30 protein-coding genes, 1 tRNA gene and 1 pseudogene are annotated in these 25807 nt (G+C 63.2%); 18 read left to right on the plus strand and 14 right to left on the minus strand.

All coding sequences use genetic code 11. The annotated features are described in order from the left end of the window. The first annotated feature begins 56 nt into the window (after nucleotides 1-56). Both rnz and psbV read left to right on the plus strand, forming a co-directional pair. On the plus strand, nucleotides 57-1016 hold the full coding sequence (gene rnz / locus KBY72_RS00930) for a ribonuclease Z (protein WP_254959892.1): 960 nt from the start codon (nucleotides 57-59) through the stop codon (nucleotides 1014-1016). Between the two features lie 98 nt (nucleotides 1017-1114). Next, nucleotides 1115-1636 carry a photosystem II cytochrome c-550 gene (psbV, locus tag KBY72_RS00935; RefSeq protein ID WP_254959816.1) on the plus strand — a complete coding sequence of 174 codons (522 nt, stop codon included), beginning with the start codon at nucleotides 1115-1117 and terminating at the stop codon, nucleotides 1634-1636. A gap of 38 nt (nucleotides 1637-1674) precedes the next feature. On the opposite strand, the gene KBY72_RS00940 is transcribed toward psbV, so the two are convergent. From KBY72_RS00940 to serA, 4 genes are all read right to left on the minus strand, one after another. Further along, nucleotides 1675-2142: a hypothetical protein gene (locus tag KBY72_RS00940; protein WP_409995472.1), complete on the minus strand. Its 468-nt coding sequence runs from the start codon at nucleotides 2140-2142 to the stop codon at nucleotides 1675-1677. A gap of 88 nt (nucleotides 2143-2230) precedes the next feature. After that, nucleotides 2231-2530 carry a ferredoxin gene (locus KBY72_RS00945; RefSeq protein ID WP_106502300.1) on the minus strand — a complete coding sequence of 100 codons (300 nt, stop codon included), beginning with the start codon at nucleotides 2528-2530 and terminating at the stop codon, nucleotides 2231-2233. 141 nt (nucleotides 2531-2671) lie between these two features. Then, on the minus strand, nucleotides 2672-3592 hold the full coding sequence (gene prmA, locus KBY72_RS00950; protein ID WP_254959819.1) for a 50S ribosomal protein L11 methyltransferase: 921 nt from the start codon (nucleotides 3590-3592) through the stop codon (nucleotides 2672-2674). After that, entirely contained in the window at nucleotides 3592-5178 is a 1587-nt protein-coding gene (gene serA / locus KBY72_RS00955; protein ID WP_106502302.1) for a phosphoglycerate dehydrogenase, read from the minus strand. The genes prmA and serA overlap by 1 nt, the downstream gene beginning before the upstream one ends. A gap of 83 nt (nucleotides 5179-5261) precedes the next feature. Between serA and KBY72_RS00960 the strand changes: the two genes are divergently transcribed. From KBY72_RS00960 to KBY72_RS00985, 6 genes are all read left to right on the plus strand, one after another. Then, a complete protein-coding gene (locus KBY72_RS00960; protein ID WP_254992945.1) occupies nucleotides 5262-5765 on the plus strand; it encodes a hypothetical protein in 504 nt (167 codons plus the stop codon). Continuing rightward, nucleotides 5758-6507 (plus strand): photosystem II S4 domain protein, encoded by a 750-nt coding sequence (locus KBY72_RS00965; protein WP_254992947.1) that lies wholly within the window; start codon nucleotides 5758-5760, stop codon nucleotides 6505-6507. The genes KBY72_RS00960 and KBY72_RS00965 overlap by 8 nt, the downstream gene beginning before the upstream one ends. Nucleotides 6508-6552: 45 nt before the next feature. Beyond that, nucleotides 6553-6624, plus strand: a tRNA-Val gene (locus tag KBY72_RS00970). A 34-nt stretch (nucleotides 6625-6658) separates the two neighbouring features. Then, nucleotides 6659-8074 (plus strand): UDP-N-acetylmuramoyl-L-alanine--D-glutamate ligase, encoded by a 1416-nt coding sequence (murD, locus tag KBY72_RS00975; RefSeq protein WP_254992948.1) that lies wholly within the window; start codon nucleotides 6659-6661, stop codon nucleotides 8072-8074. 55 nt (nucleotides 8075-8129) lie between these two features. Continuing rightward, entirely contained in the window at nucleotides 8130-8588 is a 459-nt protein-coding gene (locus KBY72_RS00980) for an EVE domain-containing protein (RefSeq protein WP_254959823.1), read from the plus strand. Then, nucleotides 8585-9352, plus strand: coding sequence for a hypothetical protein (locus KBY72_RS00985; RefSeq protein ID WP_254992949.1), 768 nt, complete (start codon nucleotides 8585-8587; stop codon nucleotides 9350-9352). The genes KBY72_RS00980 and KBY72_RS00985 overlap by 4 nt, the downstream gene beginning before the upstream one ends. On the opposite strand, the gene KBY72_RS00990 is transcribed toward KBY72_RS00985, so the two are convergent. From KBY72_RS00990 to KBY72_RS01000, 3 genes are all read right to left on the minus strand, one after another. After that, nucleotides 9339-9599 (minus strand): DUF2811 domain-containing protein, encoded by a 261-nt coding sequence (locus tag KBY72_RS00990; RefSeq protein ID WP_254959825.1) that lies wholly within the window; start codon nucleotides 9597-9599, stop codon nucleotides 9339-9341. The two genes, KBY72_RS00985 and KBY72_RS00990, sit on opposite strands and share 14 nt — an antisense overlap. Nucleotides 9600-9974: 375 nt before the next feature. Further along, nucleotides 9975-10343: a DUF1818 family protein gene (locus KBY72_RS00995; protein ID WP_254959826.1), complete on the minus strand. Its 369-nt coding sequence runs from the start codon at nucleotides 10341-10343 to the stop codon at nucleotides 9975-9977. A gap of 8 nt (nucleotides 10344-10351) precedes the next feature. Continuing rightward, nucleotides 10352-10582: a DNA-directed RNA polymerase subunit omega gene (locus KBY72_RS01000; protein ID WP_254959827.1), complete on the minus strand. Its 231-nt coding sequence runs from the start codon at nucleotides 10580-10582 to the stop codon at nucleotides 10352-10354. A 63-nt stretch (nucleotides 10583-10645) separates the two neighbouring features. Between KBY72_RS01000 and KBY72_RS01005 the strand changes: the two genes are divergently transcribed. The 3 genes from KBY72_RS01005 to KBY72_RS01015 all read left to right on the plus strand — a co-directional run bounded on the left by KBY72_RS01005 (nucleotide 10646) and on the right by KBY72_RS01015 (nucleotide 13413). Further along, the gene (locus KBY72_RS01005; RefSeq protein ID WP_254959828.1) at nucleotides 10646-12205 is read left to right on the plus strand and encodes an Hsp70 family protein; all 1560 of its coding nucleotides are present in this window, start codon (nucleotides 10646-10648) and stop codon (nucleotides 12203-12205) included. Nucleotides 12206-12308: 103 nt separating this feature from the next. Beyond that, nucleotides 12309-13151, plus strand: a complete 843-nt coding sequence (locus KBY72_RS01010; RefSeq protein WP_254959829.1) for a hypothetical protein — start codon at nucleotides 12309-12311, stop codon at nucleotides 13149-13151. Between the two features lie 43 nt (nucleotides 13152-13194). Continuing rightward, nucleotides 13195-13413, plus strand: a complete 219-nt coding sequence (locus KBY72_RS01015; protein ID WP_254959830.1) for a ferredoxin-thioredoxin reductase variable chain — start codon at nucleotides 13195-13197, stop codon at nucleotides 13411-13413. Between the two features lie 18 nt (nucleotides 13414-13431). Here KBY72_RS01015 and pyrR read toward each other — a convergent pair whose 3' ends face one another. Further along, the gene (gene pyrR, locus KBY72_RS01020; protein ID WP_254959831.1) at nucleotides 13432-13968 is read right to left on the minus strand and encodes a bifunctional pyr operon transcriptional regulator/uracil phosphoribosyltransferase PyrR; all 537 of its coding nucleotides are present in this window, start codon (nucleotides 13966-13968) and stop codon (nucleotides 13432-13434) included. A 213-nt stretch (nucleotides 13969-14181) separates the two neighbouring features. On the opposite strand from pyrR, the gene gpmI reads away from it, so the two are divergent. Genes gpmI through msrB form a run of 3 tightly spaced genes read left to right on the plus strand, consistent with a single transcriptional unit; the run spans nucleotide 14182 to nucleotide 16515 of the window. Further along, nucleotides 14182-15765, plus strand: coding sequence for a 2,3-bisphosphoglycerate-independent phosphoglycerate mutase (gene gpmI, locus KBY72_RS01025; protein WP_254959832.1), 1584 nt, complete (start codon nucleotides 14182-14184; stop codon nucleotides 15763-15765). Between the two features lie 23 nt (nucleotides 15766-15788). Then, entirely contained in the window at nucleotides 15789-16019 is a 231-nt protein-coding gene (secG, locus tag KBY72_RS01030) for a preprotein translocase subunit SecG (RefSeq protein ID WP_254959833.1), read from the plus strand. A 13-nt stretch (nucleotides 16020-16032) separates the two neighbouring features. Next, nucleotides 16033-16515 (plus strand): peptide-methionine (R)-S-oxide reductase MsrB, encoded by a 483-nt coding sequence (gene msrB, locus KBY72_RS01035; RefSeq protein WP_254959834.1) that lies wholly within the window; start codon nucleotides 16033-16035, stop codon nucleotides 16513-16515. Here the strand turns inward: msrB and KBY72_RS01040 are convergent. From KBY72_RS01040 to groES, 4 genes and pseudogenes are all read right to left on the minus strand, one after another. Continuing rightward, complete coding sequence (locus KBY72_RS01040; RefSeq protein ID WP_254992950.1) at nucleotides 16512-17390, minus strand: ammonium transporter; 879 nt, start codon at nucleotides 17388-17390, stop codon at nucleotides 16512-16514. The two genes, msrB and KBY72_RS01040, sit on opposite strands and share 4 nt — an antisense overlap. Before the next feature lie 73 nt (nucleotides 17391-17463). After that, nucleotides 17464-17703: pseudogene (locus KBY72_RS14480) on the minus strand (ammonia channel protein); the annotation flags it as partial. A 295-nt stretch (nucleotides 17704-17998) separates the two neighbouring features. Then, on the minus strand, nucleotides 17999-19633 hold the full coding sequence (gene groL, locus KBY72_RS01045) for a chaperonin GroEL (protein WP_254959836.1): 1635 nt from the start codon (nucleotides 19631-19633) through the stop codon (nucleotides 17999-18001). Nucleotides 19634-19684: 51 nt separating this feature from the next. After that, on the minus strand, nucleotides 19685-19996 hold the full coding sequence (groES, locus tag KBY72_RS01050) for a co-chaperone GroES (protein WP_254959837.1): 312 nt from the start codon (nucleotides 19994-19996) through the stop codon (nucleotides 19685-19687). 266 nt (nucleotides 19997-20262) lie between these two features. Here groES and atpD point away from each other — a divergent pair, with 266 nt between their 5' ends. Further along, nucleotides 20263-21723, plus strand: a complete 1461-nt coding sequence (gene atpD, locus KBY72_RS01055; protein ID WP_254959838.1) for a F0F1 ATP synthase subunit beta — start codon at nucleotides 20263-20265, stop codon at nucleotides 21721-21723. A gap of 29 nt (nucleotides 21724-21752) precedes the next feature. Next, entirely contained in the window at nucleotides 21753-22160 is a 408-nt protein-coding gene (gene atpC, locus KBY72_RS01060; RefSeq protein WP_106502320.1) for an ATP synthase F1 subunit epsilon, read from the plus strand. Between the two features lie 220 nt (nucleotides 22161-22380). Here the strand turns inward: atpC and KBY72_RS01065 are convergent, their stop codons facing one another. Beyond that, a complete protein-coding gene (locus tag KBY72_RS01065) occupies nucleotides 22381-22857 on the minus strand; it encodes a 30S ribosomal protein PSRP-3 (protein WP_396121796.1) in 477 nt (158 codons plus the stop codon). A 77-nt stretch (nucleotides 22858-22934) separates the two neighbouring features. On the opposite strand from KBY72_RS01065, the gene KBY72_RS01070 reads away from it, so the two are divergent. Next, nucleotides 22935-23594 (plus strand): transaldolase family protein, encoded by a 660-nt coding sequence (locus KBY72_RS01070; RefSeq protein WP_254959839.1) that lies wholly within the window; start codon nucleotides 22935-22937, stop codon nucleotides 23592-23594. 18 nt (nucleotides 23595-23612) lie between these two features. Further along, the gene (locus tag KBY72_RS01075; protein ID WP_254959840.1) at nucleotides 23613-24404 is read left to right on the plus strand and encodes a TIGR01548 family HAD-type hydrolase; all 792 of its coding nucleotides are present in this window, start codon (nucleotides 23613-23615) and stop codon (nucleotides 24402-24404) included. Nucleotides 24405-24420: 16 nt separating this feature from the next. Here the strand turns inward: KBY72_RS01075 and KBY72_RS01080 are convergent, their stop codons facing one another. Further along, the gene (locus KBY72_RS01080; RefSeq protein ID WP_254959841.1) at nucleotides 24421-25740 is read right to left on the minus strand and encodes an aminopeptidase P N-terminal domain-containing protein; all 1320 of its coding nucleotides are present in this window, start codon (nucleotides 25738-25740) and stop codon (nucleotides 24421-24423) included. Between the last annotated feature and the right edge of the window lie 67 nt (nucleotides 25741-25807).

Below are 25807 nucleotides of genomic sequence, written 5' to 3' on the forward strand. Positions count from 1 at the left end.
GACTCAGGGGGCCCATTGTGCCCGGCGTGGCAACATGCGCCAGAGGCAGCACGACCGTGCAGGTCACCTTTTTAGGCACCAGCTCAGGTGTGCCCACCCGGGGCCGCAATGTCTCGGCCGTGGCGCTGCGTCTGCCCCAGCGCAGCGAGCTGTGGTTGTTCGACTGCGGCGAGGGCACCCAGCACCAGTTTCTGCGCAGCGATCTGCGGGTGAGCCAGCTGCGGCGGATTTTCGTCACCCACATGCACGGCGACCATGTATTTGGCCTGCCCGGCCTGCTGGCCAGCCTCGGCCTGGCGGGCACCTGCACGGGCATCGACCTCTACGGCCCCGATCCCCTGCGCGACTACCTCGAAGGGGTGCTGCGCACCTCCTCCACCCGGATCAGCTACCCCCTTCGCACCCACCGGGTGCGATCCGCTGCCGAGAGCGGTGCCCTGCTCCTCGATGACGACGACCTCACGGTGCGCTGCACGCCGCTGACCCACCGGGTGCCTGCCTACGCCTACCGGGTCGATCAGAAGCCGCGGGCGGGCCGCTTCGACGTGGAGCGAGCCAAGGCCCTCGGCATCCCGCCAGGGCCGATCTACGCCGAGCTCAAGGCTGGGCGCGACATCAGCCTTGAAGACGGCCGGATCATCAATGGCGCCAGCCTTTGCGGCCCCGATCGCCCGGGGGTCAGCGTTGTGTATTGCACCGACACCGTGTTCTGCGAAGCGGCGGTGGAGCTGGCCCGCGGCGCTGACCTACTGATCCACGAATCCACCTTTTCCCACGCCGAAGCGGAGCTTGCCTACCAGCGCCAGCACTCCACCAGCACGATGGCGGCCCAAACCGCCCTGGAGGCCGGCGTCAAGCAACTGGTGCTCACCCACCTGAGCCCTCGCTACATGCCAGGCAATCCGATGACCCCCGACGACCTGGTAGCGGAAGCCCAATCCATCTTTGCCAACACCCTGGTGGCCAAGGATTTCCTCAGCATCGACATCACCCCATCCGAACCAGCCACGGCCTAGCCCTGCAACAGTTCGCGTTAATCGGCTGCGGAGGGCCCTTTCCCCGTGATACAAGGTCTCCGATGCGGTCTTTACCGCCTACCCGCCGGCTTTTTCCAATGGCCTCCTCCTTCCCCTCGGCTGCCCTCCGCAAGGCGGTTCGCGTTCTTGCTCGAACCATGCTTGCCCTGCTGCTGTTCATGGGCTTCGGCAGCCCGGCTCTGGCAGCCGCCTGGACCACAGAGCAGCTCACCGTGCCCGCCACGCCAGACGGCACCCTGGTGACCTTCAGCGAGCAGGAGATCAAGGCCGGTCGCAAGGTGTTCAACAGCAGCTGCGGCGAGTGCCACGCCGGTGGCATCACCAAAACCAATCAGAACGTGGGCCTCGACCCTGAAACTCTGGCCCTGGCGACGCCGTCGCGGGACAGCGTTGAGGCCCTGGTGGACTACATGAAGAACCCCACCTCCTACGACGGGGAATACAGCATTGCTGACGTGCACCCCAGCATGCGCAGCAGCGACATCTTCGTGAAAATGCGCGACCTCGACGACGAAGACCTGCGCCTGATGGCTGGCTACATCCTGGTGTCCCCCAAGGTTCAGGGCATCCAGTGGGGCGGCGGCAAGATCTACTTCTAGCCTCAGATCAACTTTTAATAACAGATCAACTTTTAGCCTCAATCCCCTTGTTCAGCCGGTGCAACAGCACCGGCTTTTTTATTGGCCGTAAAAGGCGGTGGCTTGCAGTTGGTCAGGTCTAGGGAGGTGGGCTGCTTGCTGTACCACCACTCCTGCAACTGGGATTCAAGCCGCATCGGGAACAGGGTGATAACCGTGCGGGTGGGGCGGGCGCCGGGCTGCAGCAGCTCAACGGCATAGGACGGGCAGCGGCGGGAGGCCAGATCAGGCACAAAGCGCCGGCCGATGCGCCGCCAGCTTGGCTCCTTGCTATGCCAGGCCAACCGACAGCAGGGCCAGGGCAACTCCTCGCGATCAAACAGGCGGCAGCAGGGGCCCAGCACCCGATAGCTGTAGTGGCCGCCGGGGCTGGTGTGCTCGCTCCCTGGCTCCAGCAGGGCTGCGACGTTGCCCCGGGAGGGGGGTGCCTGGGCTGACACAGAACTGCGGCTCGGGAATGACAGCAAAAAGCCACCCCCTAAGGGTGGCAGAGAAGTTCAGATTGCTCAAGCGCAGGTCCGGGATTTGCCGAGCCTGCGCAGGCTGATCTGGGGCTCAATAGAGCTCTTCTTCGGCGTGGGTCTTGATGGTGCAATCGCTGGTGGGGTAGGCCACGCAGGTGAGCACAAAACCAGCTTCGATCTGGTCGTCGTCGAGGAAGCTCTGGTCGCTTTGGTCGACGGTGCCGGAGGTCAGCTTGCCTGCGCAGGTGGAGCAAGCGCCGGCGCGGCAGGAGTAGGGCAGATCAACGCCCTGCTCTTCAGCAGCGTCGAGGATGTACTGGTCATCAGGAACCTCGATGGTCTTGTTGAGGCCTTCGCTCTCGCTGATGAGGGTGACCTTGTAGGAAGCCATGAAAAAGATTGGGGCTCACAGGCACCCGGAAGCCGGGCCTGTAGGACTCGCCCTTCATACATCCGCCGGACGCCCTAACCGTCGATTTGGCGGCCAGAACGCTGGAAGGCCAATCAAATTGAAGGCACAGATCAGCGTGCCTTATGCGACACGCCGGATCGTCATCAGGCCCCACTGGCTTTGTTCGGCAGTGAGTTCGGCCTGCCAGCCCTCGTCCCGCAGGGCCAGCTGCAACGCCGGAGCCTGGTCAACGAGCAGGCCACTGAGCAGACCCACGCCGTTGGCAGCCAGCACGGTGTTGAAGGCTGGACAAAGGGCCTGAATCACCGGAGCAAGGATGTTGCACAGCAAAAGATCGGCCGGCTGGCCCTCGAGCAGCTCAGCGAGGGCTTCTACCGAGCCCAGTTGCACCCGCACTTGAGGCGTGAGCCCGTTGAGGGCAGCATTGTCGGTGGTGGCTCGCACTGCCAGCGAATCGGTATCGACAGCCGCTACCGAGGCCGCGCCCAGCCGCAGGGCAGCCAGGCCCAGCACGCCGCTACCGCAGCCGAGGTCGGCCACCCGCAGGCCAGCCAGCCCCTCTGGCGTCATGGCGGCCAGCAGCTCCAAGGCCTCCAGGCACAGCCTGGTGGTGGGATGGCTGCCGGTGCCGAAGGCACTGCCCGGATCCATGGCAATCAGCCGCCGCTCGGCATGCTCGGGCGGACAGGGCAGCCACGCAGGCAGGATCAGCAGCCCCTTGCCCACAGGATCGGCCTGCCAGTGCTGCTTCCAGCTGAGGCTCCAGTCTTCATCGGCCTGCTGACTCCACCGCAGCGGGGGCAGGGCCAAGCCGAAGGGCTCGGCCAGGGGCGCCAGAGCCAGAGCCAGCTGTTGCCGCTCCAACTCAGGCCAATCGATTGCCGGCAACCAGGCAATCAGCTGCCGCTGGCTGGGGGTTTCGGGACGGTGCTGAACCGCAACCCGAGCTATGCCCAGGTCAGCGAGCTTCCAGAGCAGGGATTCCTCCAGCTCCGGCAGGGAGGCCAGCTCGAGTCGCCACCAGCCCGGGGCAGCGGCCATCAAAGGGTTACCGGGTGGGCTTCCTGAATGCCGTTGATGGCGTGCACCGAGACCAGCAGGCTGGGGGGGATGGGGTCATCGAGGCTGAGCACCATCACGGCGTCACCACGCACGATGCGGCGGCCCACCTGCATAGAGGCGATGTTGACGTTGTGCTCGCCCAACAGGGAGCCCAACTGGCCGATGATCCCGGGCATGTCCCGGTGGCGAGTGAACAGCATGTGGCGGCTTGGAGCCACGTTCACCGGAAATTCATCGATGGTGGTGATGCGCAGCTCGCCTTCGGCGAACACCGCTCCGGTAACGCTGTGGCTGGCCTGGGAGTTGCGGCAGCTGAGCTGCAGCGAACCACCGGCGAAATCACGACTGGCGTCATCCTTGACTTCGAGCACGTGGATGCCGCGCTCCTTGGCCTCCAAGCTGGCGTTCACGTAATTGATGCTGTCGCCCAGGGCGGTGGAAAGCAGACCCTTGAGGGCCGCCACCACCAGCGGCTGGGCAGGGTGGGCGGCGAAGTCGCCCTGGAGTCTCACCTCGAGCTCACTGATCGGGCCACCAGCCAGCTGGCTCAGCAGCTGACCCAGGGTTTCGGCCAATTGCAGGTGGGGCTTGAGCTGCTCCATCACCTCGGCATTGAGGCCAGGAATATTCACGGCGCTGCGGGCAGGCAAGCCAAGCAGTACGTCGCGGATCTGCTCGGCCACATCGATCGCGACGTTTTCCTGGGCTTCTTCGGTGGAGGCACCCAAATGGGGCGTGAGGATTAGGCGCTCCTTCACCTGCCGCAAGGGCGAACCTGCCTCTAGGGGCTCTTTGGCGTACACATCAAGGGCAGCGCCGCCGATGGTGCCGTTCTCAACCGCCTCAGCGAGGGCCGCTTCGTCAATGATGCCGCCGCGGGCGCAGTTAACGATCCGCGCCGTCGATTTCATTGTCTTGAGCAGCTCCGCGTTCACCAGGTTCTCGGTGTCTGGGGTGCGGGGCAGGTGCAGGCTGACGAAGTCAGCTTCGGCAAACAGGGCGGGCAGGGGCAGCAGTCGGACCTGCATTTGCTGGGCCCGCTCGGCAGACACGTAGGGGTCGTAGGCCATCACGTCCATGCCCATCGCCTTGGCCACCCGGGCCACGTGGGAGCCGATCTTGCCGAGACCCACCACGCCCAGCTTTTTCTTGTAGAGCTCGTTGCCCACGTATTTCTTGCGATCCCAGCCGCCGGCCATGGTGCTGGCATGGGCATGGGGCACGTGGCGCGACAGGGCCAGCATCAGGGCTAAGGCCTGCTCAGCGGCGGCGATGGTGTTGCCCTCCGGCGAGTTCACCACAAGTACACCGCGCTTGGTGGCCGCCGGCACATCGACGTTGTCGACGCCGACGCCGGCTCGTCCAATGATCCGCAGCTTGTCGGCCGCTTCGATGATTTCGGCAGTCACCGTGGTGCCTGAGCGAATCATCAGGGCGTCGTAGTCGCCGATGATCGCCTTGAGCTCCTCGGGGGGCAGGCCAGTGCGTACATCAACCTGAGCCACCTGGGACAGGATGTCGATCCCCGCCTGGTCGATGGGATCCGAAACGAGAACCTTTGTCATGCCCGGCGGTGCGAAGCGGAGAGCCGGCCGTGCAGTGTAGTGAGCGGCGAGAATCGCCCCAACAACACTGAGCAAGGCGCAGCGTGGGCACAAGTGTGGTGGTAGTTCTGAACGACCGCAAAAGGTTGCATCAGCTTCGGGATCGACTGGCCGAGCTGCAGCCGCCGCTGCTGCAGTTGGAGGCCATCGGAGAGGGAGAGCAGGCCATGGCCGAGGTGGCCCGGCTAAACCCTGCGGTGGCAAGGCGGGCCCGCCAGCAGGGCATGGCGCGCTGGCTAATTCCCTTTGGCTTTTTGGCTGGCCTCACCTTCACCTACATCACCGATCTGGACACCTTCGCCTTTGCGGGTGCCTGGAGCCAGCACCTGATCGGCGCCCTGCTCGGCATGGGTTCGGGCTGGATGGGCAGCTTTGCAGCCGCCGCGAGCGTGCGCTCCGAAGAGGACGACCGCATCCGCAGCCTGCGCAACCGGGTGGAAGAAGGCAACTGGCTGCTGCTGGCCGAAACCGCTAACGGCATCGATATGCCTTGGACCTCCCTGCAGCAGGCCAAACCCCTGGCGGTGGTGCGACTGGGCGATGGCTAGGGACCTTGAAGCCGTGATCGCTGCCGCAGACCAGGCCCTGCGCACCTGGGAGCCGGTGTGGACTCCCTTTCTTGATGGGGCGTTGCTTGAGCAGGCCCAAGAGCACCTGGCAGGGCTGGCCGAGCTGGAGATGGCCAGCCGGGGGGGCTACCCAGGAGCTGAACGCCAGCGTCTGCTTTTGCAGCGCTACGACGCAGCCATTGATGCCGATGAAGTTGCCGCCGGCCTGATGGGCCTGGAGCTGGGCGGCAATTTCCTATTTGACCCGGCTGAGCGACAAGACTTCCGCGCGGGCCTGCTAGCCCTCGGCGCTGCGGAGGGAGAGCTGGGCGATCTCTGGCTGCGAGGCGACCGGGGTGCCCAGGCAATTCTCACGGCTGCTCAAGCTGCTGCCTTTGATGGCCGCACCGCTGTGGTGCGCACGGTGGAGGTGGCCCTGGAAGCCCGCCCCCTGCATGAGTTGCAACTTCCGGCGCCGCGCCTGCCCCGCCGCTTTCAAACCGTGGAAGCCTCCCTGCGCCTCGATGCGGTGGCCTCTGCCGGATTCGGGTTATCTCGCAACCGCATGGCCGAGCTGATCCGCCAAGGCAGGGTGAGACTCAACTGGCAGCCAGTCAGCAGTCCCAGCCGGCCGCTGACGGTGGGAGACCGGGTTCAGCTGGAGGGCCGGGGCGAACTGCAGCTTGAGACGGTCACAGCAACCAAGCGGGAGCGCTGGCGAATCGAGCTGGTGCGCTGCTGAGTGATTACCTGAATCAGGCCTACCTGTAACCTGGCAAAGCTTCTGGGGCGATTAGCTCAGAGGTAGAGCACTACCTTGACACGGTAGGAGTCACTGGTTCGAATCCAGTATCGCCCATTTTAAAAGTTCAGTATTAGCCCTAAGTTTCGAGATGGCAGATGCAACAAGGGAATTGACCGTTGTTGTTGGACTTGCTCGTTCAGGGATTGGTGCTGCTCGGCTGCTTAACCATCTCGGCCATGCGGTGCTGGTGATTGAGATCCAATCCAGCCCAGCACTTGAAACCAAAGCGAGCGAGTTGCGCCAGGCAGGCATTGATGTGCTGCTAGGCGTGCCCCTCCACGGCGACGCCTTTGCCGCCCTTGGCCCTACTCCAGCAGCCGTGGTGGTGAGTCCAGGCATCCGCTGGGACCATCCCACCCTGGTGGAGCTGCGCAACTCAGGAGTAAGCACCAAAGGCGAAATGGAGCTGGCTTTCCAAGCCAGTGGCGACGTGCCCTGGATCGGCATCACCGGCACCAATGGCAAAACCACCGTTACCCACCTGGTGAGCCACCTGCTTCAGCACGCTGGGCTCGATGCCCCCATGGGCGGCAACGTTGGCTTCTCTGGGGCCGAGCTGGTGCTGGAGCGACTGGAGCGCGGCGATCCCCAACCCAACTGGCTGGTGATGGAGCTCAGCAGCTATCAGATCGAATCGGCCCCTCAAGTGGCACCACGGGTAGGAATTTGGACCACCTTGACCCCCGACCATCTCGAGCGCCACGGCACCATTGAGGCCTACCGGGCCATCAAACGCAGCCTGTTGGAGCGTTCCACGTCGCCCATACTCAACGCCGATGACGCCGACCTACGCGCCCATGCCGCCGGCTTGCAGCGGGCCATCTGGGTCACCGCCGGCAGCCGGGAGGACCTCCCCCCCACGATCCAGCCCAGTCTCTGGATCGAAGCTGGCCAGGTATGGCAAGCCCCCCAGCCCGGCGAGACCGGCCCCGGCAAACTTTTAATGGCTGCGGATTGCCTAGCCATGCCCGGCGCCCACAACCGCCAAAACATGCTGCTGGCCGCTGCGGCCGGGCTCGAAGCCGGCTTGAGCGGCGCCCAGATGGAGCAAGCCTTCCGCTCCTTTACCGGCGTGCCCCACCGGCTTGAGCTCATCCGCGAGCAGGAAGGCATCAGCTTCTACAACGACAGCAAGGCCACCAACTACGACGCCGCCGAGGTGGCGCTGCATGCCCTGGACGGTCCGCTAGTAGTGCTAGCCGGTGGTGAATCAAAGCAGGGAAATCCCAATAGCTGGCTGGCAGCCTTGCAACAGAAAGCCGCAGCGGTGGTGCTCTACGGAGCTGCCCAGGCTGAGTTTGATCAACTACTTAGCCAGGCAGGCTTTAGCGGAGTTGTGCACAGCTGCGACAGCCTGACTGAAGCCGTACCCCTGGCCGACCAATTAGCCCGCAGCCATCGCTGCCTAGCGGTACTGCTTTCCCCTGCCTGCGCCAGCTTTGACCAATACAACGATTTTGAGGCCCGTGGTGATCATTTCCGCGAGCTGGTGATGTCGCTGTAAGGGCGTTCAGCTATCTAGCTCCTAACATTCGCGCACCAGGCGACCGCAACGGGCCATGGCCTATTGGTTGATGAAAAGCGAGCCCGATGTCTATGGGATTGACCATCTGCAGCGGGAAGGCAGCACCCTATGGGACGGCATTCGCAACTACCAGGCCCGCAACTTTATGCGGAGCATGCAAATTGGCGATCGGGCTTTTTTCTACCACTCCAACACCAAACCACCGGGCATCGTGGGCTTGATGGAGGTGGTTGAAACCCAGATTGTTGACCCCAGCCAATTTGATCCCAACTCCAAATATTTCGATCCCGCCGCAAGCTTGCAAAAGCCCCGCTGGGACTGTTGCCGGCTGCGCTACTTACGCCACTTCCAGCAGCTGCTCAGCCTGGATGCCCTACGGGAAAACTTCAGCCCCGAGCAGCTGGGGGTGGTGAAGCGGGGCAACCGTCTTTCGATCCTGCCGGTTGAGCCCAGCAGTGCCAAGCGACTGCTGGACCTGCTTGAGTCGCCATGAGCCAACTGGCCCAGATCAGCCCCAAGCCCCCCCTAGCCATCCGCAGCGCCGTCGAGCGAGGCTGGGCTGCCTTCAGCCACTGCCCCTGGGTGCTGATGGGGTTCACCCTGCTGAGCGGCGGCGCCAATTTGGCTGCCCAGCTTCTTTATCGCTACGAAAGCAGCCTGGTGCTGTCGCTGCTGGGCAAGCCCGACCCCATCGCCATCACCCTGGCGGCGGCGGCCTGGATCATCTATGCCCTTACCGGGCTTTGGCTGGTGGTGGGGTTGATGCGGGGGGCCCAACTAGCTCTCAATCAGGGGCGACCCAGGCTGGGAGCACTGATCCGGGTCGATGGCAGAGCGATGTTGCGCTGCTTTGGAACCGTGGTGCTGATCCTGGTGGTGCTGGCACTGATAGTGCGCCTGGCCCAGGCGAGCTCCTGGCTGCTCACGATGATTCAACCTCTGTTAGCCCCCCTACCGCTGGTGGCGGGTTTGGCAGCCATTGTTTATTTGAGCGCCGATCAAATTCTGAGCCTGCCGCTAGCCCTAATCGGAGGGCTTACCCCCCTGGCAGCCTTTCGCAGCGGTCGGGCCGCCACCGATCCCCACTGGCTCCAAGCCCTAGGCCTAACCCTGGTGCTGCTGGCCATGGTGCTGGCCGGCTTCCTGGTGCTGCTCATCGGGCTGGTGGTGGCGTTGCCAGCGGCGGCCTGCACCCTCACGGCCGCCTACCAGCAACTCTTCGGCCAGGAGGACCGGGGCCAGCTCACTGCTGCCTGAAGCTCGCCTGGGCGGGAAAGAGATTTGCCAGGTAGCAGCGGGTGACTTCCCGGTCGCCAAGGCCGTTCTGCACCAGGAAACCAGCCAGGGCAGCTTGAAACAACCGGTATTGATCCCAATTGGGGTGCTGGTCGATAAAGCCACGCATCGAGGCCAGTAATGCCTCAGGCACCTCTGCGCGAAAGCTCACCGTTAAGCCTTCCCCCTCCACGGGAGCTTGAGCTCGGACGGGAGTCTGCAGATCCATGGGAAATAACGGCCTTGTGTGGCACCAGTTCTCCACATCGGGCCGGGCCCGTCAAATGGCCTGGCGAAGCTGCCCTGGCCAGCCTCCAAAGCTAAGAACCCAGCTCTGCCAGAGCATTTGCCATGGCCCCCTCGCCTTTGGGCCAAGCGGTGAGGCTGGAGCCAGCGCTGTCAAGGGGAAAGGCTCTGGCAGCGAGCTTCTCCCCAGGCCCTAGTGGGCAAGACCCATCTGAACAACTGACCTGGGGAAAAACTGAGCAAAACCAAGAGTGATCTGGGGGCTGGGCGGGAATACGGCAATGATCAGCAGTGCTGAACAGCTTCAACTGCCGCTGGGTCTCAGCTGCAACCGTGCTGGCTTGCCCACATGCCCCAGCTAGCCGCCAGCCCCCTGAGCCAGGGCCGCCACCAAAGCCGCGCTAGGCCCGGGTAGCCAGCTGCCCTCAACGGCACGGCAATCAGCCCCAGGCGTGAGCACAAACCGCAGTGACCAGGCGTTGCGGTCGCCTTCCAAGGCAATCCACAAAGGGCCGCGCTCTAGCTCAATGCTGATCGACTCTTCAGCCATCAACTGACTGGCCAGATCATGGTGCTCTTGCACCAACTGCACCAGAGCCTGACCCAGCCCACGGGCCTCCTCCGCTGTGAGCTCAGAGGCCCAGCCCTGGCCACCAATCAAAAAAGAAAAGGGGTGGCGGGCTGAATCCTCCAGCCACCTCCACCCCTCACCTTCTTGAACAAGCATCCGCCGAATCAGCCGGGCAGCAAATCGGGCTGGTCCTGCTCATCGCTCATTTCGATGATGGCCCGCTGCACGGGTTTGATCATTGAATCGTCAAGCAGGCCATCGAAATCATCGAAACGACGCTGCTTAGCCCGAAAAGCAATCTTCACCGTGGTGAGGTAACGGTTGCTGGTGTGGCGGATCAGGCTCTCGGCCCGCTGGGCCAGTTCCTTGTAGTTGACGTCAATACCGCTCTGCATGGGCAACCTTTCAATCACCTCAACCTAGGTCAACAGCGGCAACTCCCCGTTTAGAAGGGTGTAATGCGGGGCACGCTGGCGATTGATCTAGGCAGCAGCACCACGGTGGTGGCCTACCAGGGGCCAGACACCGCGGCCAAGCTGCTGGCCCTGCCGCCTTACAGCACCAGCGAGCCGGTTGCGGTGCCAACGCTGCTATGGCTCAGCGATCCAGCCATGCCACGGCCCCTGATCGGTCGCCAGGTATTGGAGGCGGGCCTGGCCCACAGCGATGGCCCCCAGTTGCATCGGGACTTCAAACGGCAAATAGGCGCGCTCCCCTGCCCGGCGCCCCAACCACCCCCAGCCTTGCCACTGCGGCCAGAACAGGCCGGAGCCTTGCTGCTGAGGCAACTCTGGGCCGCCCTGCCGCCAGGGCTTGCGCCCGAGCGGCTGGTGCTGACCGCTCCTATTGACAGCTACCCCCGCTACCGCCAATGGCTGCAGGAGGTATGCCGCGAGCTAGAGGTGCCGGAGCTGGCCCTGGTGGACGAGCCCACCGCCGCAGCCATCGGTGCGGGATTGCCTGCCGGCAGCACGGTGCTGGTGGTGGACCTGGGAGGCGGCACCATCGACCTCTCCCTGGTGGCCCTAGAGGGTGGCGAGGGTCGCCCGGCGCCCATGGCCCAGCTGCTGCGCTTCGCCGGCCGGGATCTGAGTTCAAGTCGCCAGGCCCTGCGCTGTGCCCGGGTGATCGGCAAGGCGGGGGTAGCCCTGGGAGGCCGGGATATAGATCGCTGGATCGCAGCCCACCTTTGTCCCGGAGCCCCCCTTAATGGGGCCCTGCTGGAGGCAGCTGAATCGCTCAAATGCCAGCTCAGCAGCGCCGAAGAGGCCCTGGTGTTCTGGAGTCCAGCGGGCCTGCCTCCCCAACCACTGCGGCTGAGTCGCAGCCGCTTAAACGCCTTGTTGGTGGAGCGGGGCTTGCTGGCCCAACTCGATGATCTGTTGGAGGTCGTGTTGGCGGGAGCCCGCCGCGATGGACTGGCCCCAAACCAGATCACCGCCCTGCTGCCGGTTGGTGGCAGCAGCCGCATGCCCCTGATCCGCCAATGGCTGCAGGAGCGCTGCGGCGGCATTCCCCTGCAGGAAAGCCGGCCGGTGGAAGCCGTAGCCCTGGGGGCCCTGGCCCTCACCCCGGGGGTGCGGGTGCGGGATGTATTGCGCCACGGAATTTGCCTGCGCTGCTGGGATCAGCGCTCCAGCCGCCATCACTGGCAACCGCTGTTTGTGGCGGGACAAACCTGGCCGAGTGAGCGGCCGCTGGAAATCGTGCTCGCCTGCAGCAGCCCCAACCAGCGAAGCCTGGAGCTGGTGCTGGGAGAACCAGACAACGAAAGACGCAGCGAGGTGGTGTTTGAGGCCGGGCTACCGGTGCTGCGTCCGCGACCAGCGGGGCAAGCCCGAGTGATGCCCTGGAGCGAGCAACCCCCAGACCTTGCCCTGGACGTGCCGGGACAGCCTGGCGAGGACTGTCTGCGGTTGTCATTTTCTGTCAACGACCAGGGCCAGCTGGTGCTGGAGGTCACGGACCTACGCAGTGGTCGCCTCAGCGCCCCCCAACTTCTTGGCCCGGTGCGCTGAGAGTTAGCGGCAAACTTAAGTGGACGCCGCAAGCGCTGCCCTCCGCTGACGGCATCTCGGCCGCAGCGTCCATAAAACTAAGTTTCATACTTCCGTATTTGCCTTGGCCCTACGCCGCCACAGGCTGCCCCGTTTCTGGCTGGGTCTCACCCTGGGTCTTGTGGCCTGCGGCATTGGGGCGACCTACTGGTGGGAGCAGCAGCTGCCGCAACGGTTGGAGCAGGCGGCAAGGAGCGGCGACTTAGAAGCCTGCCTGCGCTACAGCGAACAGCTCGAAGCCCTGCGCTGGCTGGGGGGGCAGGCCCCTGCCGAACAAGGCAGCTGCCGGCGCCGCAAAGCGGCCCAGCTCTGGCAGCAGGAGCGCTGGGGCGAGGCTCTGCAGTTGCAATTGCAACTGGTGAACTCCCTTGCCGGCAGCGAAGCCGACCGCCAGCGGCTGCTGGTGTGGCAGCAAAACCTGCAGCAGCGCGCCATGACCCGCTTCCAGGAGGGCGACCTACCCGCTGCCCTGAAGATCCTGGCTGTGATGGGCGATGACCACCGGGCCGACGGCGACAGCCTGGGCGACAAACTCAGTGAAAACTGGACTCGCAACCGGCTGCAGCTGGAGCGGGCCAAGGGCCTCACAGAGCAAAAGCGCTGGTGGGAGGCCCTCGAAGCCCTCACCCGCATTGACCATCCCTGGTGGAAGACCCAGAGCCGCGGCCTACAAGCCAAGGTGCAGAAGGGCATCGAAGGCTTGTCAGTGCAGGAGCGCGAACACGACGCCCATGGCCAGCTGCCCCACACCGTGCCCGCCGCCCAACTCGATGCCCATGTGCGCCAACGAATCTCCCAGGGTATGGACGAGTGGTCCGCGTTCCAGGAGGCCTGTCGGGCCTTAGGTGGACAGGTGGTTGAGGCCGGGCCGGAGACGGCCTGTCAGCGCCGATCCAGCAAGCGGTGATTGGCGCGTGACAAGATTGGCCCCGCGATGAAGCTCTGGAGCCATGCAGCCAGGTGATCAGGTTCAGGTCTCCCAAAGCGTGGTCGTCTACCACCACCCCCAGCACCGCGGGGTCGCCTTCGATCTCAAAGGCCAACAGGGTGAGGTGGTCACCGTTCTCAACGAGTGGAAGGGCCGGGTGATCAGCCCAACCTTGCCGGTGGTAGTTGCCTTCGGCAAATTTCGAGCCCATTTCCGCTCAGATGAGCTGGCTCCCGCCTGATCGCTTGCCTGACTCTCGCTAGAGCTCCGGCCGCAACAGGAACACCCCCTCCTCGCCATCGATCTCCTGTAGGCAGAGCTGGATTGATTCTTGGCGACTGGTGGGCACTAGCTTTCCACAGAAATCAGGCTGGATCGGCAGCTCCCGGTGACCGCGATCCACCATGGCCAGCAAGCTGACCCGCTTGGGCCGCCCCCAGGCTTGCAAGGCTTCAAGGGCCGCCCGCACAGTGCGCCCCGTAAAGATCACGTCATCCACCAACACAACCTGGCGCCCATCCAGAGCCACGGGCAAATCGGTGGGCTGGCCCAGGCGGGTGCCGACTCGCTCCAGGTCATCTCGATGAAAGGTGGGATCGACACTGCCTTGGTCGATCGGATGGCCGGCTAAGACTGCCAAGCGGGAGGCCAAAACCTCAGCCAACGCCACTCCACGGGTGGGTATGCCGAGAAGCACCAAGGAGCTGCTATCGGCCACGCCTTCCAACACCTGGGAGGCAAGCCGGTCAAGGGTGCGGCCCAAATCCAGGGATGAGAGCAGTTCAAGCCGATGCATTAGGGAATAAGGAGTCGGCTAGGGCTGGTTGGCTGTGTGACCAAAGGCTGACCCCGAGGGAAGCAGTTGGGATCGCAGCACATTTGCACTGTAAGTTGGTTTTGGAAGGCGTTGGTTCAACGTCGCTAGGCCAGACGGGTGACGACTATTCCCTCCCAGCAGCAATCCACCCTGGTGCCAGGCCCAGCATCGGCCTCTAGGGCTTCATCCTCTGTGGCCCCGGTAGTACTCGCCATTTTGGATGGCTGGGGTTACAGCCACGAAGCCGATCACAACGCCATACGTGCTGCCAGCACCCCGGTGATGGATGCCCTCTGGCACGCCTACCCCCACACCCTGATTGAGGCCAGCGGCGCCGCTGTCGGCCTGCCAGATCATCAGATGGGCAATTCTGAGGTGGGCCATCTCACAATCGGCTCCGGTCGAATCATTCGCCAGGAGCTGGTGCGGATCAGCCAAGCTGTCAAGGACGGCAGCCTGGCCGCCAACCCTGCGCTCAATTCCTTAGCCGACCGCCTACTTCTCAAGGGCGGCTGCCTGCACCTGATCGGCCTGTGCTCCGATGGGGGCGTGCACAGTCACATCACCCACCTAGGGGGTTTGTTGCAATGGGCCGCGAGCCGCGGTCTCAAGGATGTCTGCATCCACGTGATCACCGATGGCCGGGACACGGACCCGAGCAGTGCCCCCCGATTCGTCACCCAGGTTCAAGAGCAGATCAGTCGGGCCGGCGTGGGCCGAATCGCTACCCTCTGCGGCCGCTACTGGGCCATGGATCGCGATAACCGCTGGGACCGCACCGAAAAGGCCTATCGACTCTTAACCGAACCAAGCGAGATATCCGAGCTGAGCCCGGTCAACGCCATCCACGCCTCCTACGCCCAAGAGATCGGCGACGAATTCCTCGAACCGTTGCGATTGGCGGAGGGATTGATCAAGAGCGGAGACGCTCTGGTGTGTTTCAACTTCCGGCCCGACCGGGTGCGCCAGTTGATCCGCGCCCTGGTTTTGCCGGAATTTGACGACTTCTCCCGGCAGCGCCAAGCCCAACTGGATGTGGTCACCTTCACCCAATACGAAAGGGGCTTGCCCGTAGCGGTAGCTTTTCCGCCCGAATCTCTCGATGGCTTACTGGGCCAAGTGGTGTCGAACTCGGGGCTGCGCCAGTTCCGCACAGCTGAAACCGAAAAATATCCTCACGTTACCTATTTCATGAATGGGGGCATTGAGCAGGCCTTCCCTGGAGAAGATCGCCACCTAGTCCCCTCCCCCCGGGTGGCTACCTACGACCTATCCCCGGCAATGTCCGCCGGCGAGCTCACTGAAAGTTGTATTGCCGCAATCAAAAAGGGCATTTACTCGTTGGTAGTAATCAATTACGCCAATCCGGACATGGTGGGGCACACCGGCAAAATGAAAGCCACCACTGAAGCAATCACCACTGTCGACACCTGCGTAGGAAAGCTGATGGAGGCCACCAACCGCATGGGAGGCACGCTGCTGATCACCGCAGACCACGGCAATGCCGAAGTGATGGAGGGCCCAGATGGTCGCCCCTGGACGGCTCACACCACAAACCCCGTGCCCGTAATTTTGGTTGAGGGCGAGAAACGCAAGCTGCCCGGCCACGGCACCAATGTGTCGCTGCGTGACCATGGCGGCTTAGCCGACATCGCCCCGACCCTGCTGGAGATCTTGCACTTGCCCAAGCCCGCAACCATGAGCGGTGAATCACTGATCCTGGCAACTGGCACCGCAGCCGCATCCAGTCCCATCCCCCAGACCCTGGGCGTTTAACCTGCCCCTATCCAAAGAGGCCCATGTTCACTTCAGTTTTGTCATGGGTGTGGATTGGCAGTGGCGTTCTGCTGATCATCAGCGTGCTGCTACATAGCCCCAAGGGCGATGGCATGGGCGGGCTGGCCGCTAGCGGCGGTTCGATGTTCACCAGTGCCCGTAGCGCCGAAGCCACCCTCAACCGCATCAGCTGGACGTTGCTAGCAATTTTTCTTGGTCTGGCTGTTGTGCTCAGCGCCGGCTGGCTCGGTTAGGTCTGTGACGCCAATGCCGCGACGCAATCTGCTGGTAGCCCTGGGATCAAGCCTGGGCGCCTTCTTCACTGGCGTCTCCCGCGCCGAAGCAGCTTCCAAGGCCCAAGATCCCGCCTGGCAGCTCAGCGAAGCCAGCTGGAAGAAGCGTCTCAACCCTGCCGCCTATAACGTGCTGCGCCAGGAAGGCACCGAAAGGCCCTTCTCCAGCCCCTTGAATAGCGAAAAACGCCCAGGCACTTTTGTTTGTGCTGGCTGCGCCCTGCCCCTGTTTAGCTCCAAGGCCAAATACGAGAGCGGCACCGGCTGGCCCAGCTTCTGGCAACCGCTGCCCAAAGGGATCGCCACCAAGGTGGACTTCAAGTTGATCGTGCCCCGCACCGAATACCACTGCCGGCGCTGCGGCGGCCATCAGGGCCACGTGTTTGACGACGGCCCTAAGCCCAGTGGCAAGCGCTACTGCAATAACGGCGCAGCCCTCAATTTCATCTCCGGTTAACCGGTGTATTCGCTGTTGTAGGCCTCTTCGCCGTGAGCATTGATATCGAGGCCCTGCTGCTCCTGAATATCGTTAACACGCAGTGGCATCACCAGGCGAATCAGTAGAAGAATCACATACGTGCCTACTCCAACAAAAAGGATGGTGAATCCTGCGGCCTTGAGCTGAATCCAGAGCTGACCTGGCTGGCCCACTAGCAGTCCATCGGCGCCAGCGGGATTGAGGCTTTTCAACGTGAACACTCCAGTTAGCAGAGTGCCGAGCAACCCGGCCACGCCATGCACCGGCAGCACATCGAGGCTGTCATCTAGCCGCCAGCGGTTCTTGAGTTGCATGGCATAGCTGCAAACTAGTGCTGCCGCAAAGCCGATCAACACAGCCGCCAGAGGGCTCACATAGCCAGCCGCTGGGGTGATCGCCACTAGGCCGGCCACGGCGCCGGTAGCCACACCCACGGCAGTGGGCTTGCCGCGCTGCCATGTTTCCAGCAGCATCCAGCCCAGGGCAGCTGCAGCGGCAGCGGTATTGGTGGTGAGGCAGGCAAGGGAGGCCAAATTGCCTGCCACCAGGCCGCTACCACCATTGAAGCCAAACCAGCCGAACCAGAGCAGGCCCGCCCCAAACAGGATGAAGGGCACGTTGTGGGGTGGGGCGGCATAGCCCACGCCCCCACTGCGACGCCGGCCCACCACCAAGGCAGCAACGGCGGCGGCCACGCCCGAGGCCAGTTCCACCACCAGGCCACCGGCGAAGTCGATAGCACCGAGGCCGGAGCTGCCCAGGAACCCACCGGGGCCCCACACCATGTGGGCCAGGGGTAGATAGATGAAGGTGCTCCAGAGCAGCAGAAACACCATCCAGGCGCGGAAATGCATCCGCTCCACCACCGGCACCGGAAATCAGCGCCGGAGTGATTATCGCAAAAGTGACCTGGAACAGGGCAACGGCACCGTGACTGAGTTGCCCATCCCCATAGGGCGCCGACCAATTGCTGAGCCCCGCCCACTGCAACCCGCCGATGAAAGGAGCTAGGGGACCGCTGCCGGGAGAGAAGGCCAGGCTGTAGCCGAACAACACCCAGAGCACACTCACCAGGGCCATGGCGGTGAAGCTCATCACCATGGTGTTAAGCACGTTGCGGCTACGAACAAAGCCCGCATAAAAGAGTGCCAGAGCTGGCGTCATCATCAGCACCAGGGCAGCACTCACCAGCACAAAACCATTGTTGGCGCTGCGAAGGGCCAGATCGGTTGCAAACAGCAGCGGCACAGCTGAGCCAAAAGCAGGCGCCACCCTGAAGACCAACGGATCAGCAGCCAGTAGCAACCGCTACCAAAAGAGCCTTTAAAGGTGGCAACCGATACAGCCGGGATGGATGGGCCCGCTTGGCTGAACGGAAACGAACAAAAAAAGGGCAGAAGGAAAACCCTTCTGCCCTCGCTGACGATGAAGGAGTGGGGCCTAGAAGGCACCCATCTCGCTGTCAATAGTCGAAGTCACCGCCGCCCATGCCGCCACCGGCGGGAGCTGCATCTTTCTTGTCTGGCATGTCGGCCACGATGCACTCGGTGGTCAGCACCATGCCGGCGATGGAGGCGGCATTTTGCAGACCGGAGCGGGTCACCTTGGCGGGGTCGACGATACCAGCAGCCAGCATGTCGACGTACTCGCCGGTGGCGGCGTTGTAGCCCTCGTTGAAGGGCTTGTTGCGCACGTTCTCAGCCACGACAGCGCCATTGACGCCAGCGTTTTGAGCGATGCGCATCAAGGGCGCGGTCAGCGCGGAGGCCACGATGTGGGCGCCGATCAGCTCCTCGCCAGAGAGGTTGGCCGCAGCCCACTCCTCGAGGGCGGGGGCCAGGTGGGCCAAGGTGGTGCCACCACCAGGAACGATTCCTTCTTCAACAGCCGCCTTGGTGGCGTTGATGGCGTCTTCCAGGCGCAGCTTCTTGTCCTTCATCTCGGTCTCGGTGGCGGCACCCACCTTGACCACGGCCACACCGCCGCTCAGCTTGGCAAGACGCTCCTGCAGCTTCTCCTTGTCATAGGAGGAGTCGGTTTCGTCCATCTGCTTGCGGATCTGCTCGCAGCGGGCCTTCACAGCCACATCGTTGCCTTCGGCCACGATGGTGGTGGTGTCCTTGTTGATGGTGATGCGGCGGGCGGTGCCCAGCATCTCCAACTTGGCGTTCTCAAGCTTGAGACCGGCGTCCTCGGTAATCAGCTGACCGTTGGTGAGAACGGCGATGTCCTCGAGCATGGCCTTGCGGCGATCACCGAAACCAGGAGCCTTGACTGCCGCCACGTTGAGCACACCGCGCAGGCGGTTGACCACGAGGGTGGCGAGGGCTTCCTTCTCGATGTCCTCGGCAATGATCAGCAGGGGCTTGCCGGTACGGGCGATCTGCTCAAGCACGGGCACCAGGTCCTGCACCAGGCCGATCTTCTTGTCTGTGAGCAGGATGTAGGGCTCTTCGAGCACCGCTTCCATGCGCTCGGTGTCGGTGGCGAAGTAGGGCGAGATGTAGCCCTTATCGAAGCGCATGCCTTCGGTGACCTCTAGCTCGGTAACCATTGATTTCCCTTCTTCCAGGGAAATCACGCCTTCCTTGCCAACCTTGTCCATCGCATCGGCGATCATGCGCCCCACCTCTTCGTCGTTGCCGGCGGAGATGGTGCCTACTTGGGCGATGGCGCTGGAGTCGGAGATGGGCTTGGCGTGCTCCTTGATCTTGCCTACGAGGAAATCGGAAGCCTTATCGATGCCCTTTTTGAGGGTGATCGCATTGGCGCCCGCAGCCACGTTGCGCAGGCCTGCCTTGACCATGGCGTGGGCCAAAACCGTGGCGGTGGTGGTGCCGTCACCAGCTGCGTCGTTGGTCTTGGAGGCGGCCTGACGGATCAGGGCCACACCGGTGTTCTCGATGTGATCCTCGAGCTCGATCTCCTTGGCGATCGTGACGCCGTCGTTGATGATCTGGGGAGCACCAAACTTTTTCTCAAGCACCACGTTGCGGCCCTTGGGTCCAAGGGTGACAGCAACGGCCTCAGCCAGAATGTCGATACCTCTTTCGAGAGCTCTGCGAGCGTTCTCGTTGTAAATAATGCGCTTAGCCATGGAAGGCGATGTCCTTATGGGGTTAGGTCGGATTCAGTAATCGGCCAGTCGTCAGTTGACGATGGCGAGGATGTCCTTCTCGGATAGCAGCACAAACTCGTCGCTGCCGAGCTTGATGTCGGTACCGGCGTACTTGCTGTAGAGCACCTTGTCGCCAACGCTGACCTCAGGAGCCTGGCGGCTGCCGTCGTCGTTGCGCTTGCCGGGGCCGATCTGCACCACCTCGCCCACCTGGGGCTTTTCCTTGGCAGTGTCAGGCAGAAGGATGCCGCCGGCGGTCTTCTCCTCCGATTCGGCAACCTTGATAAAAATGCGATCTCCGAGGGGCTTAACCGTGGAGACGCTGAGAGAAACAGCAGCCATGGATGGATTGCGGGAGCAATGACATGACGCCTGAGACGCCACAGAACAGTGAACTTGAGTGGGCCTGAGGGGCGATTTAGCACTCGAGCTCAACGAGTGCCAACTTATGCCCAATCAAGTTCCGGTGCCCAGGCCCAGAGCGTGCGGGTGACCGAACCACCAGGGCGAACAGATGCTGAACAGGGTCCACCGCCTGTCGCGGTGGTAAGGTTGCGCCGCTTCAGGCGGGCTGATTCCCCCTGCGCTTCCCCAAGATTTCCTTACCTATGGCAGCTGCTACCGCCACCGGCACCAAAGGCACCGTCCGGCAGGTGATTGGCCCGGTTTTAGACGTTGAATTCCCGGCCGGCAAGCTGCCCAAGATTTACAACGCGCTTCGGATTGAGGCCAAAAATTCGGCCGGTCAGCTAGTCGCTCTTACCGCTGAAGTCCAACAGTTGCTGGGCGATCACCGAGTCCGTGCTGTTGCCATGAGCACCACCGACGGCTTGGTCCGTGGCATGGAAGCTATTGATACCGGCTCCCCAATTTGCGTACCCGTGGGCGAGGCCACCCTCGGTCGCATCTTCAACGTGCTCGGCGAGCCGGTGGATGAGAAGGGTCCAGTAACCACCACCTTGACCGCTTCGATCCACCGCGCCGCCCCCCTCCTCACTGAGCTGGAGACCAAGCCCAAGGTTTTTGAGACCGGCATCAAGGTGATCGACCTGCTGGCTCCTTACCGCCAAGGAGGCAAGGTTGGCCTGTTCGGCGGCGCCGGCGTAGGCAAGACCGTGCTGATCCAAGAGCTAATCAACAACATCGCCAAGGAGCACGGCGGCGTTTCCGTGTTCGCTGGCGTTGGCGAGCGCACCCGGGAAGGTAACGACCTTTACGAGGAATTCAAGGAATCGGGTGTGATCAACCCCGACGACCTTTCTAAATCGAAGGTGGCTCTCTGCTATGGCCAGATGAACGAGCCCCCTGGTGCCCGCATGCGCGTGGGTCTCTCAGCACTCACCATGGCTGAGCACTTCCGCGATACGAACAAGCAAGACGTCTTGCTGTTCGTCGACAACATCTTCCGTTTCGTGCAGGCCGGCTCAGAAGTATCGGCCCTGCTCGGCCGCATGCCTTCAGCTGTGGGCTACCAGCCCACCCTCGGCACCGACGTGGGCATGTTGCAAGAGCGCATCACCTCCACCCTGGAAGGCTCGATTACTTCGATCCAGGCCGTCTACGTACCTGCAGACGACCTCACCGACCCGGCACCTGCCACCACCTTTGCCCACCTGGACGCCACCACCGTGCTGAGCCGGGGCCTGGCTTCCAAAGGCATCTACCCGGCCGTGGATCCTCTGGATTCCACCAGCACCATGCTTCAGCCAGCCGTGGTGGGTGATGAGCACTACCGCACCGCCCGCTCTGTGCAGAGCACCCTGCAGCGCTACAAAGAGCTCCAAGACATCATTGCGATTCTTGGTCTCGACGAACTCTCCGAGGACGACCGCCGCACGGTTGACCGGGCCCGCAAGATCGAGAAGTTTCTCTCCCAGCCCTTCTTTGTGGCCGAGATCTTCACCGGTCAAAAGGGTGAGTACGTCAAGCTGGACGACACGATCAAGGGCTTCAACATGATTCTGGCCGGCGAGCTAGACGACCTACCTGAAGCTGCCTTCTACCTGGTGGGCAACATCGACCAGGTGAGGGCCAAGGCCGCCAAGATTCTTGCCGACGCCAAGGGTTGATTCCTTCTTTTCCCTGAGGACCCCTACCCATGAGTCTCACCCTCCGCGTTCTGGCCCCTGATCAGAGCGTTTTTGATGGAACCGCCGAAGAGGTAATCCTGCCAAGCACCACTGGGCAAGTAGGAATACTGCCTGGCCACGTCACCATGCTGGCAGCCCTGGATACAGGCGTAATGCGTCTCCGCTCCGGCGGCGCTTGGTCAACGATCGCCCTGATGGGTGGTTTCGCCGAAGTGGAGGCCGACGAGGTCACCGTTTTGGTGAATGCCGCTGAGCTGGGCAGCTCAATTAATGCTGCATCCGCAGAGGCTGCCTTTGAGGCTGCCCAATCGGCAGCAGCTGCATTTGAGGGCAAGCCAGCTAGCCCAGACAAGCTCAAAGCCCAGCAAGCACTGGCTGCTTCTCGCGCCCGCTTTCAAGCTAGCAAAGCGGTTTAATTTTCAAAGAATCTAGATTTTCAAGGAATCTAGATTTTCAAGGAATTTCATTCCGGACTTCAACCCGTGCCTAGGGTTGTATTCCGGATTTTTTATGACTATACCGTTACTCAGCAAAACGATGCATAAAAAAAGATGAATAAAAAAGCACTCCTTGCGGAGCGCTTGTAGATATAATTTTTATCTGGGCAAAAAACTAAGCTTCAGAATTCAGCGACGATCAGGCCGTACCGCAGAAAGTGACATCAGGAAACTTGAGTTTGGCGTCGTCCAGGCTCTTGCCTTTTCCTTCTTCCTGCCAGTAGTTGATTACCTCGGTAGCCTTGTTGAGCACCTCAACGCGCTCGTTATCGGTGATCCAGCTCTTGCCTTCGAGCTCGGTCTTGAGGGTTTCCCAGGCATCTTCCCGGGGCCAGAAGAAGTAAGAAGTAAGAGGGCTCGGACCACCGCCAACAATCTGATCCACCGCTAGGGCAACGTTGTCAGGCAGCCACAGGATCTTGAGCAGGAAACGACCTTCGTCAGCCTTGGGGGTATAGCCAGAGGGAACGCCATCCTCATCAATGATGGCGGTCGCCAGAGCCGCACTGCCGCCACGCATCACCGGACGCCCCTGGGTGGTGGTGTCTTCGGCAGCCGCGGCCACTTCGGCCATGTCGGTTACTGCTGCGTCAGGAGCGCTCTCAATGGCTGTCATGGGGTCAGTGCTCAAGGCAACAGAGCAAAGAACTAACCTACCAGCCGCCTGGCCGCCCTCGGCCCCCGCCTGCGGCTATGGCCCTGCGCCTGTTCCTCGATTCGGCAGATCCCAAAGCCTGGCAGCAGTGGCTGACCAGCGGCCTATTTCACGGCGTAACCACCAACCCCACCCTGCTGCGCCGGGCCGCCCAGCCCTGCACCCTCGACAGCCTGGCAGCCCTCAGCCGCACGGCCCTGGCCCATGGCATCGCCGAACTCCACCTGCAGGCATGGGGCGCCACCACGGCAGACATGCTGCGCTGCGGCCAGGAACTAGCGGCCCTGGCCCCCGGCCGCATCGCCGTGAAGCTGCCGGTGACCAAGCAGGGAGCAGCGGTTGCCCGGGAGCTGGTTGGCGCCGGCGTTGCCGTCACCTTCACCGCCTGCTACGAGCCCCACCAGGTGCTGATCGCCGCGGCCCTGGGAGTCGCATACATCGCCCCCTACCTGGGCCGCATCCAGGATCAGGGGCGCAATGGGCTAGCCGAAGTGGTCACCATGCAGCGATGCCTTGCGGGGCTCGGCTCCAGCGTGCGGCTGCTGGTGGCCAGCTTGCGCCAGCCCAGCGAACTCAGCCACCTGGCCGCTGAAGGGCTGAACACCTTCACGATCAGCCCGGCACTGGCAGCTGAACTATTCGGCAGTGAGGCCACCGCTGCAGCCAGCGTCCAGTTTGAAAGCGATGCCTGTTCCTGAAAGCCAATCTTGATGCCCATGTTCGCCTCTCCGCCCCGGGCCGTCGTGCTGTTCGACATCGATGGCGTAATCCGCGATGTAAGCGCCAGCTACCGCCGGGCAATCGTCGAAACGGTGCACCACTTCCATGGCCAGCGTCCCGAGCCCGCCGCCATCGACGGCCTTAAAAGCGAAGGAAGCTGGAACAACGATTGGCAGGCCTCGATGGAGCTGCTGCGCCGCACCGGCCATACCCCGCTACCGGCGTTTGAGGAGCTGGTGGCGGTGTTCGAAGGCTTCTATTTCGGCGGCGATCCCGCCGGCGATCCGGGCCATTGGCGGGGCTTCATCCGCGACGAGCCCCTACTGGTGCCGCAAGCCTTTTTTGCCGCTCTGGAGGCTGCAGGGCTGGCCTACGGCTTCGTGAGTGGCGCTGAGCCCCCCTCCTGCCGTTACGTGCTGCAAACCCGCCTGGGGCTCGCCAATCCGCCCTTGATCGCCATGGGCGATGCGCCAGATAAGCCCGATCCCACCGGCCTGCTGCTGCTAGCCAGCCGGTTGGCCGGCGAGAGCCTGGGGGCTGGCGCAGCGCCGGTGATTTACCTGGGCGACACGGTGGCCGATGTGCTCACCGTGCAGCGCGCCCGCGCCCAGTGCCCTGCCCAGTGCCCAGCTCAGCGCTTCTTGAGCTTTGCGGTAGCGCCACCCCATCTGCACAGGCAGCCCGAAGCGCGAGCCGCCTACGAAGCCAGGCTGCTGGAGGCCGGCGCCGATGTGGTGATTCCAAGCACGGCCAACCTGCTGGAATCGCTCCTGCCGCAGCTGGGCTGATGCCCTGCCCTAAACCTCAGCGCTCCAGCGCCGCCGGAGACTTCAGGGCGGCGGTGGTGAGATTTTCATGGCCATGGGCCGTTACCGCCACATCGTCTTCGATGCGAATGCCGATGCCCTTCCAGCGAGCTTCGATCTCCGGCTGGCCCTCTGGCACCGGCAGCCGATCGCTCACGTAGAGGCCCGGCTCCACGGTGAGCACCATGCCCGGCTCCAGCTCCACGTGGTGCTCACCGAGGCGATAGGCCCCCACATCGTGTACATCAAGGCCAAGCCAGTGGCCGGTGCGGTGCATGTAGAGGTGGCGGTAGGCCCCCTGCTCGATCACCCCGTCAAGGGATCCCGCCAGCAGCCCTAGGTCCAGCAGGCCCGCCACCAGCACCCGCAGGGCGGTCTCGTGCACCCCTTCAGCGCTAAAGCCCGGGGCCACCGAATCCACCGCCGCCTCCTGGGCCGCCAGCACCAGCTCGTAGAGGGCGCGCTGCTCGCCACTGAAGCGTCCGTTGATCGGAAAGCTGCGGGTGATGTCGCCGTTGTAGTAGTCGGCTAAGGAGCAACCGGCATCGATCAACAGGAGATCGCCGTCGTTCAGCGGGGCGTTGTTGGCGATGTAGTGCAACACGCAGGCGTTATCGCCGCCGGCAACGATCGTGCCGTAGGCCGGGCCACGGGCACCCTGCTCCAGGAAGTGCTGCTCAATCACGGCCTGCACCTGCCGCTCATTGAGGCCAGGCCGCACCACCTGACGAGCCAGCTCATGGGCCTCGGCCGAGATCCGCGCCGCCTCGCGCATGCGCTCCAGCTCCTCGGGGCCCTTGCGCAGCCGCAGCTCGTGCAGGAGCGGACAGGGGGCCACCAGGCCCAGTGCGGCCCGGCCGCTGCGGGGGGCTCGGTCGAGCTGAGCGGCCCAAGCCGCCAGCACCAGCGGCTCCACCTTCGGGTGCTTGCCAACGCGAAAGGCGATGCCCTCAGCGCCCCTGAGGTAGTCGGGCAGGCGCTGCTCTAGCTCGCTGCGCGGGTGGGCCAGGTCAGCGCCAAACTCGGCCACGGCGCCTTCAGTACCCCAACGGAAACCGTTCCAAACCTCGGCGCTGGCCTCGCGGGGCTGCACAAACAGCACGTAGCGCTCACCCTCGGGCCGGTGAGGCAAAAACAGGGCCACCGCCTCGGGTTCATCAAAACCAGTGAGGTACCAGAAGTCGCTGTTTTGGCGGAAGGGCCACTCGCAGTCGGCGTGATGGGTCACCAGGGTTGCCGCCGGAATCACGGCAGCAGCTTCCCCGAGCTGTGCGAAGAAACGCTGACGCCGCTGGGCGAAGGTCGACGGATCGATCATGAAAAAGCGGCCGGCGGGCCCTGCAGAAGACCAGTTTGGAGCAGGCAGCGGGACAGACGCTGGCGGA

This window comes from Cyanobium sp. BA5m-21 (assembly GCF_024346235.1).
In the GTDB taxonomy this organism is placed as follows: domain Bacteria; phylum Cyanobacteriota; class Cyanobacteriia; order PCC-6307; family Cyanobiaceae; genus Cyanobium_A; species Cyanobium_A usitatum.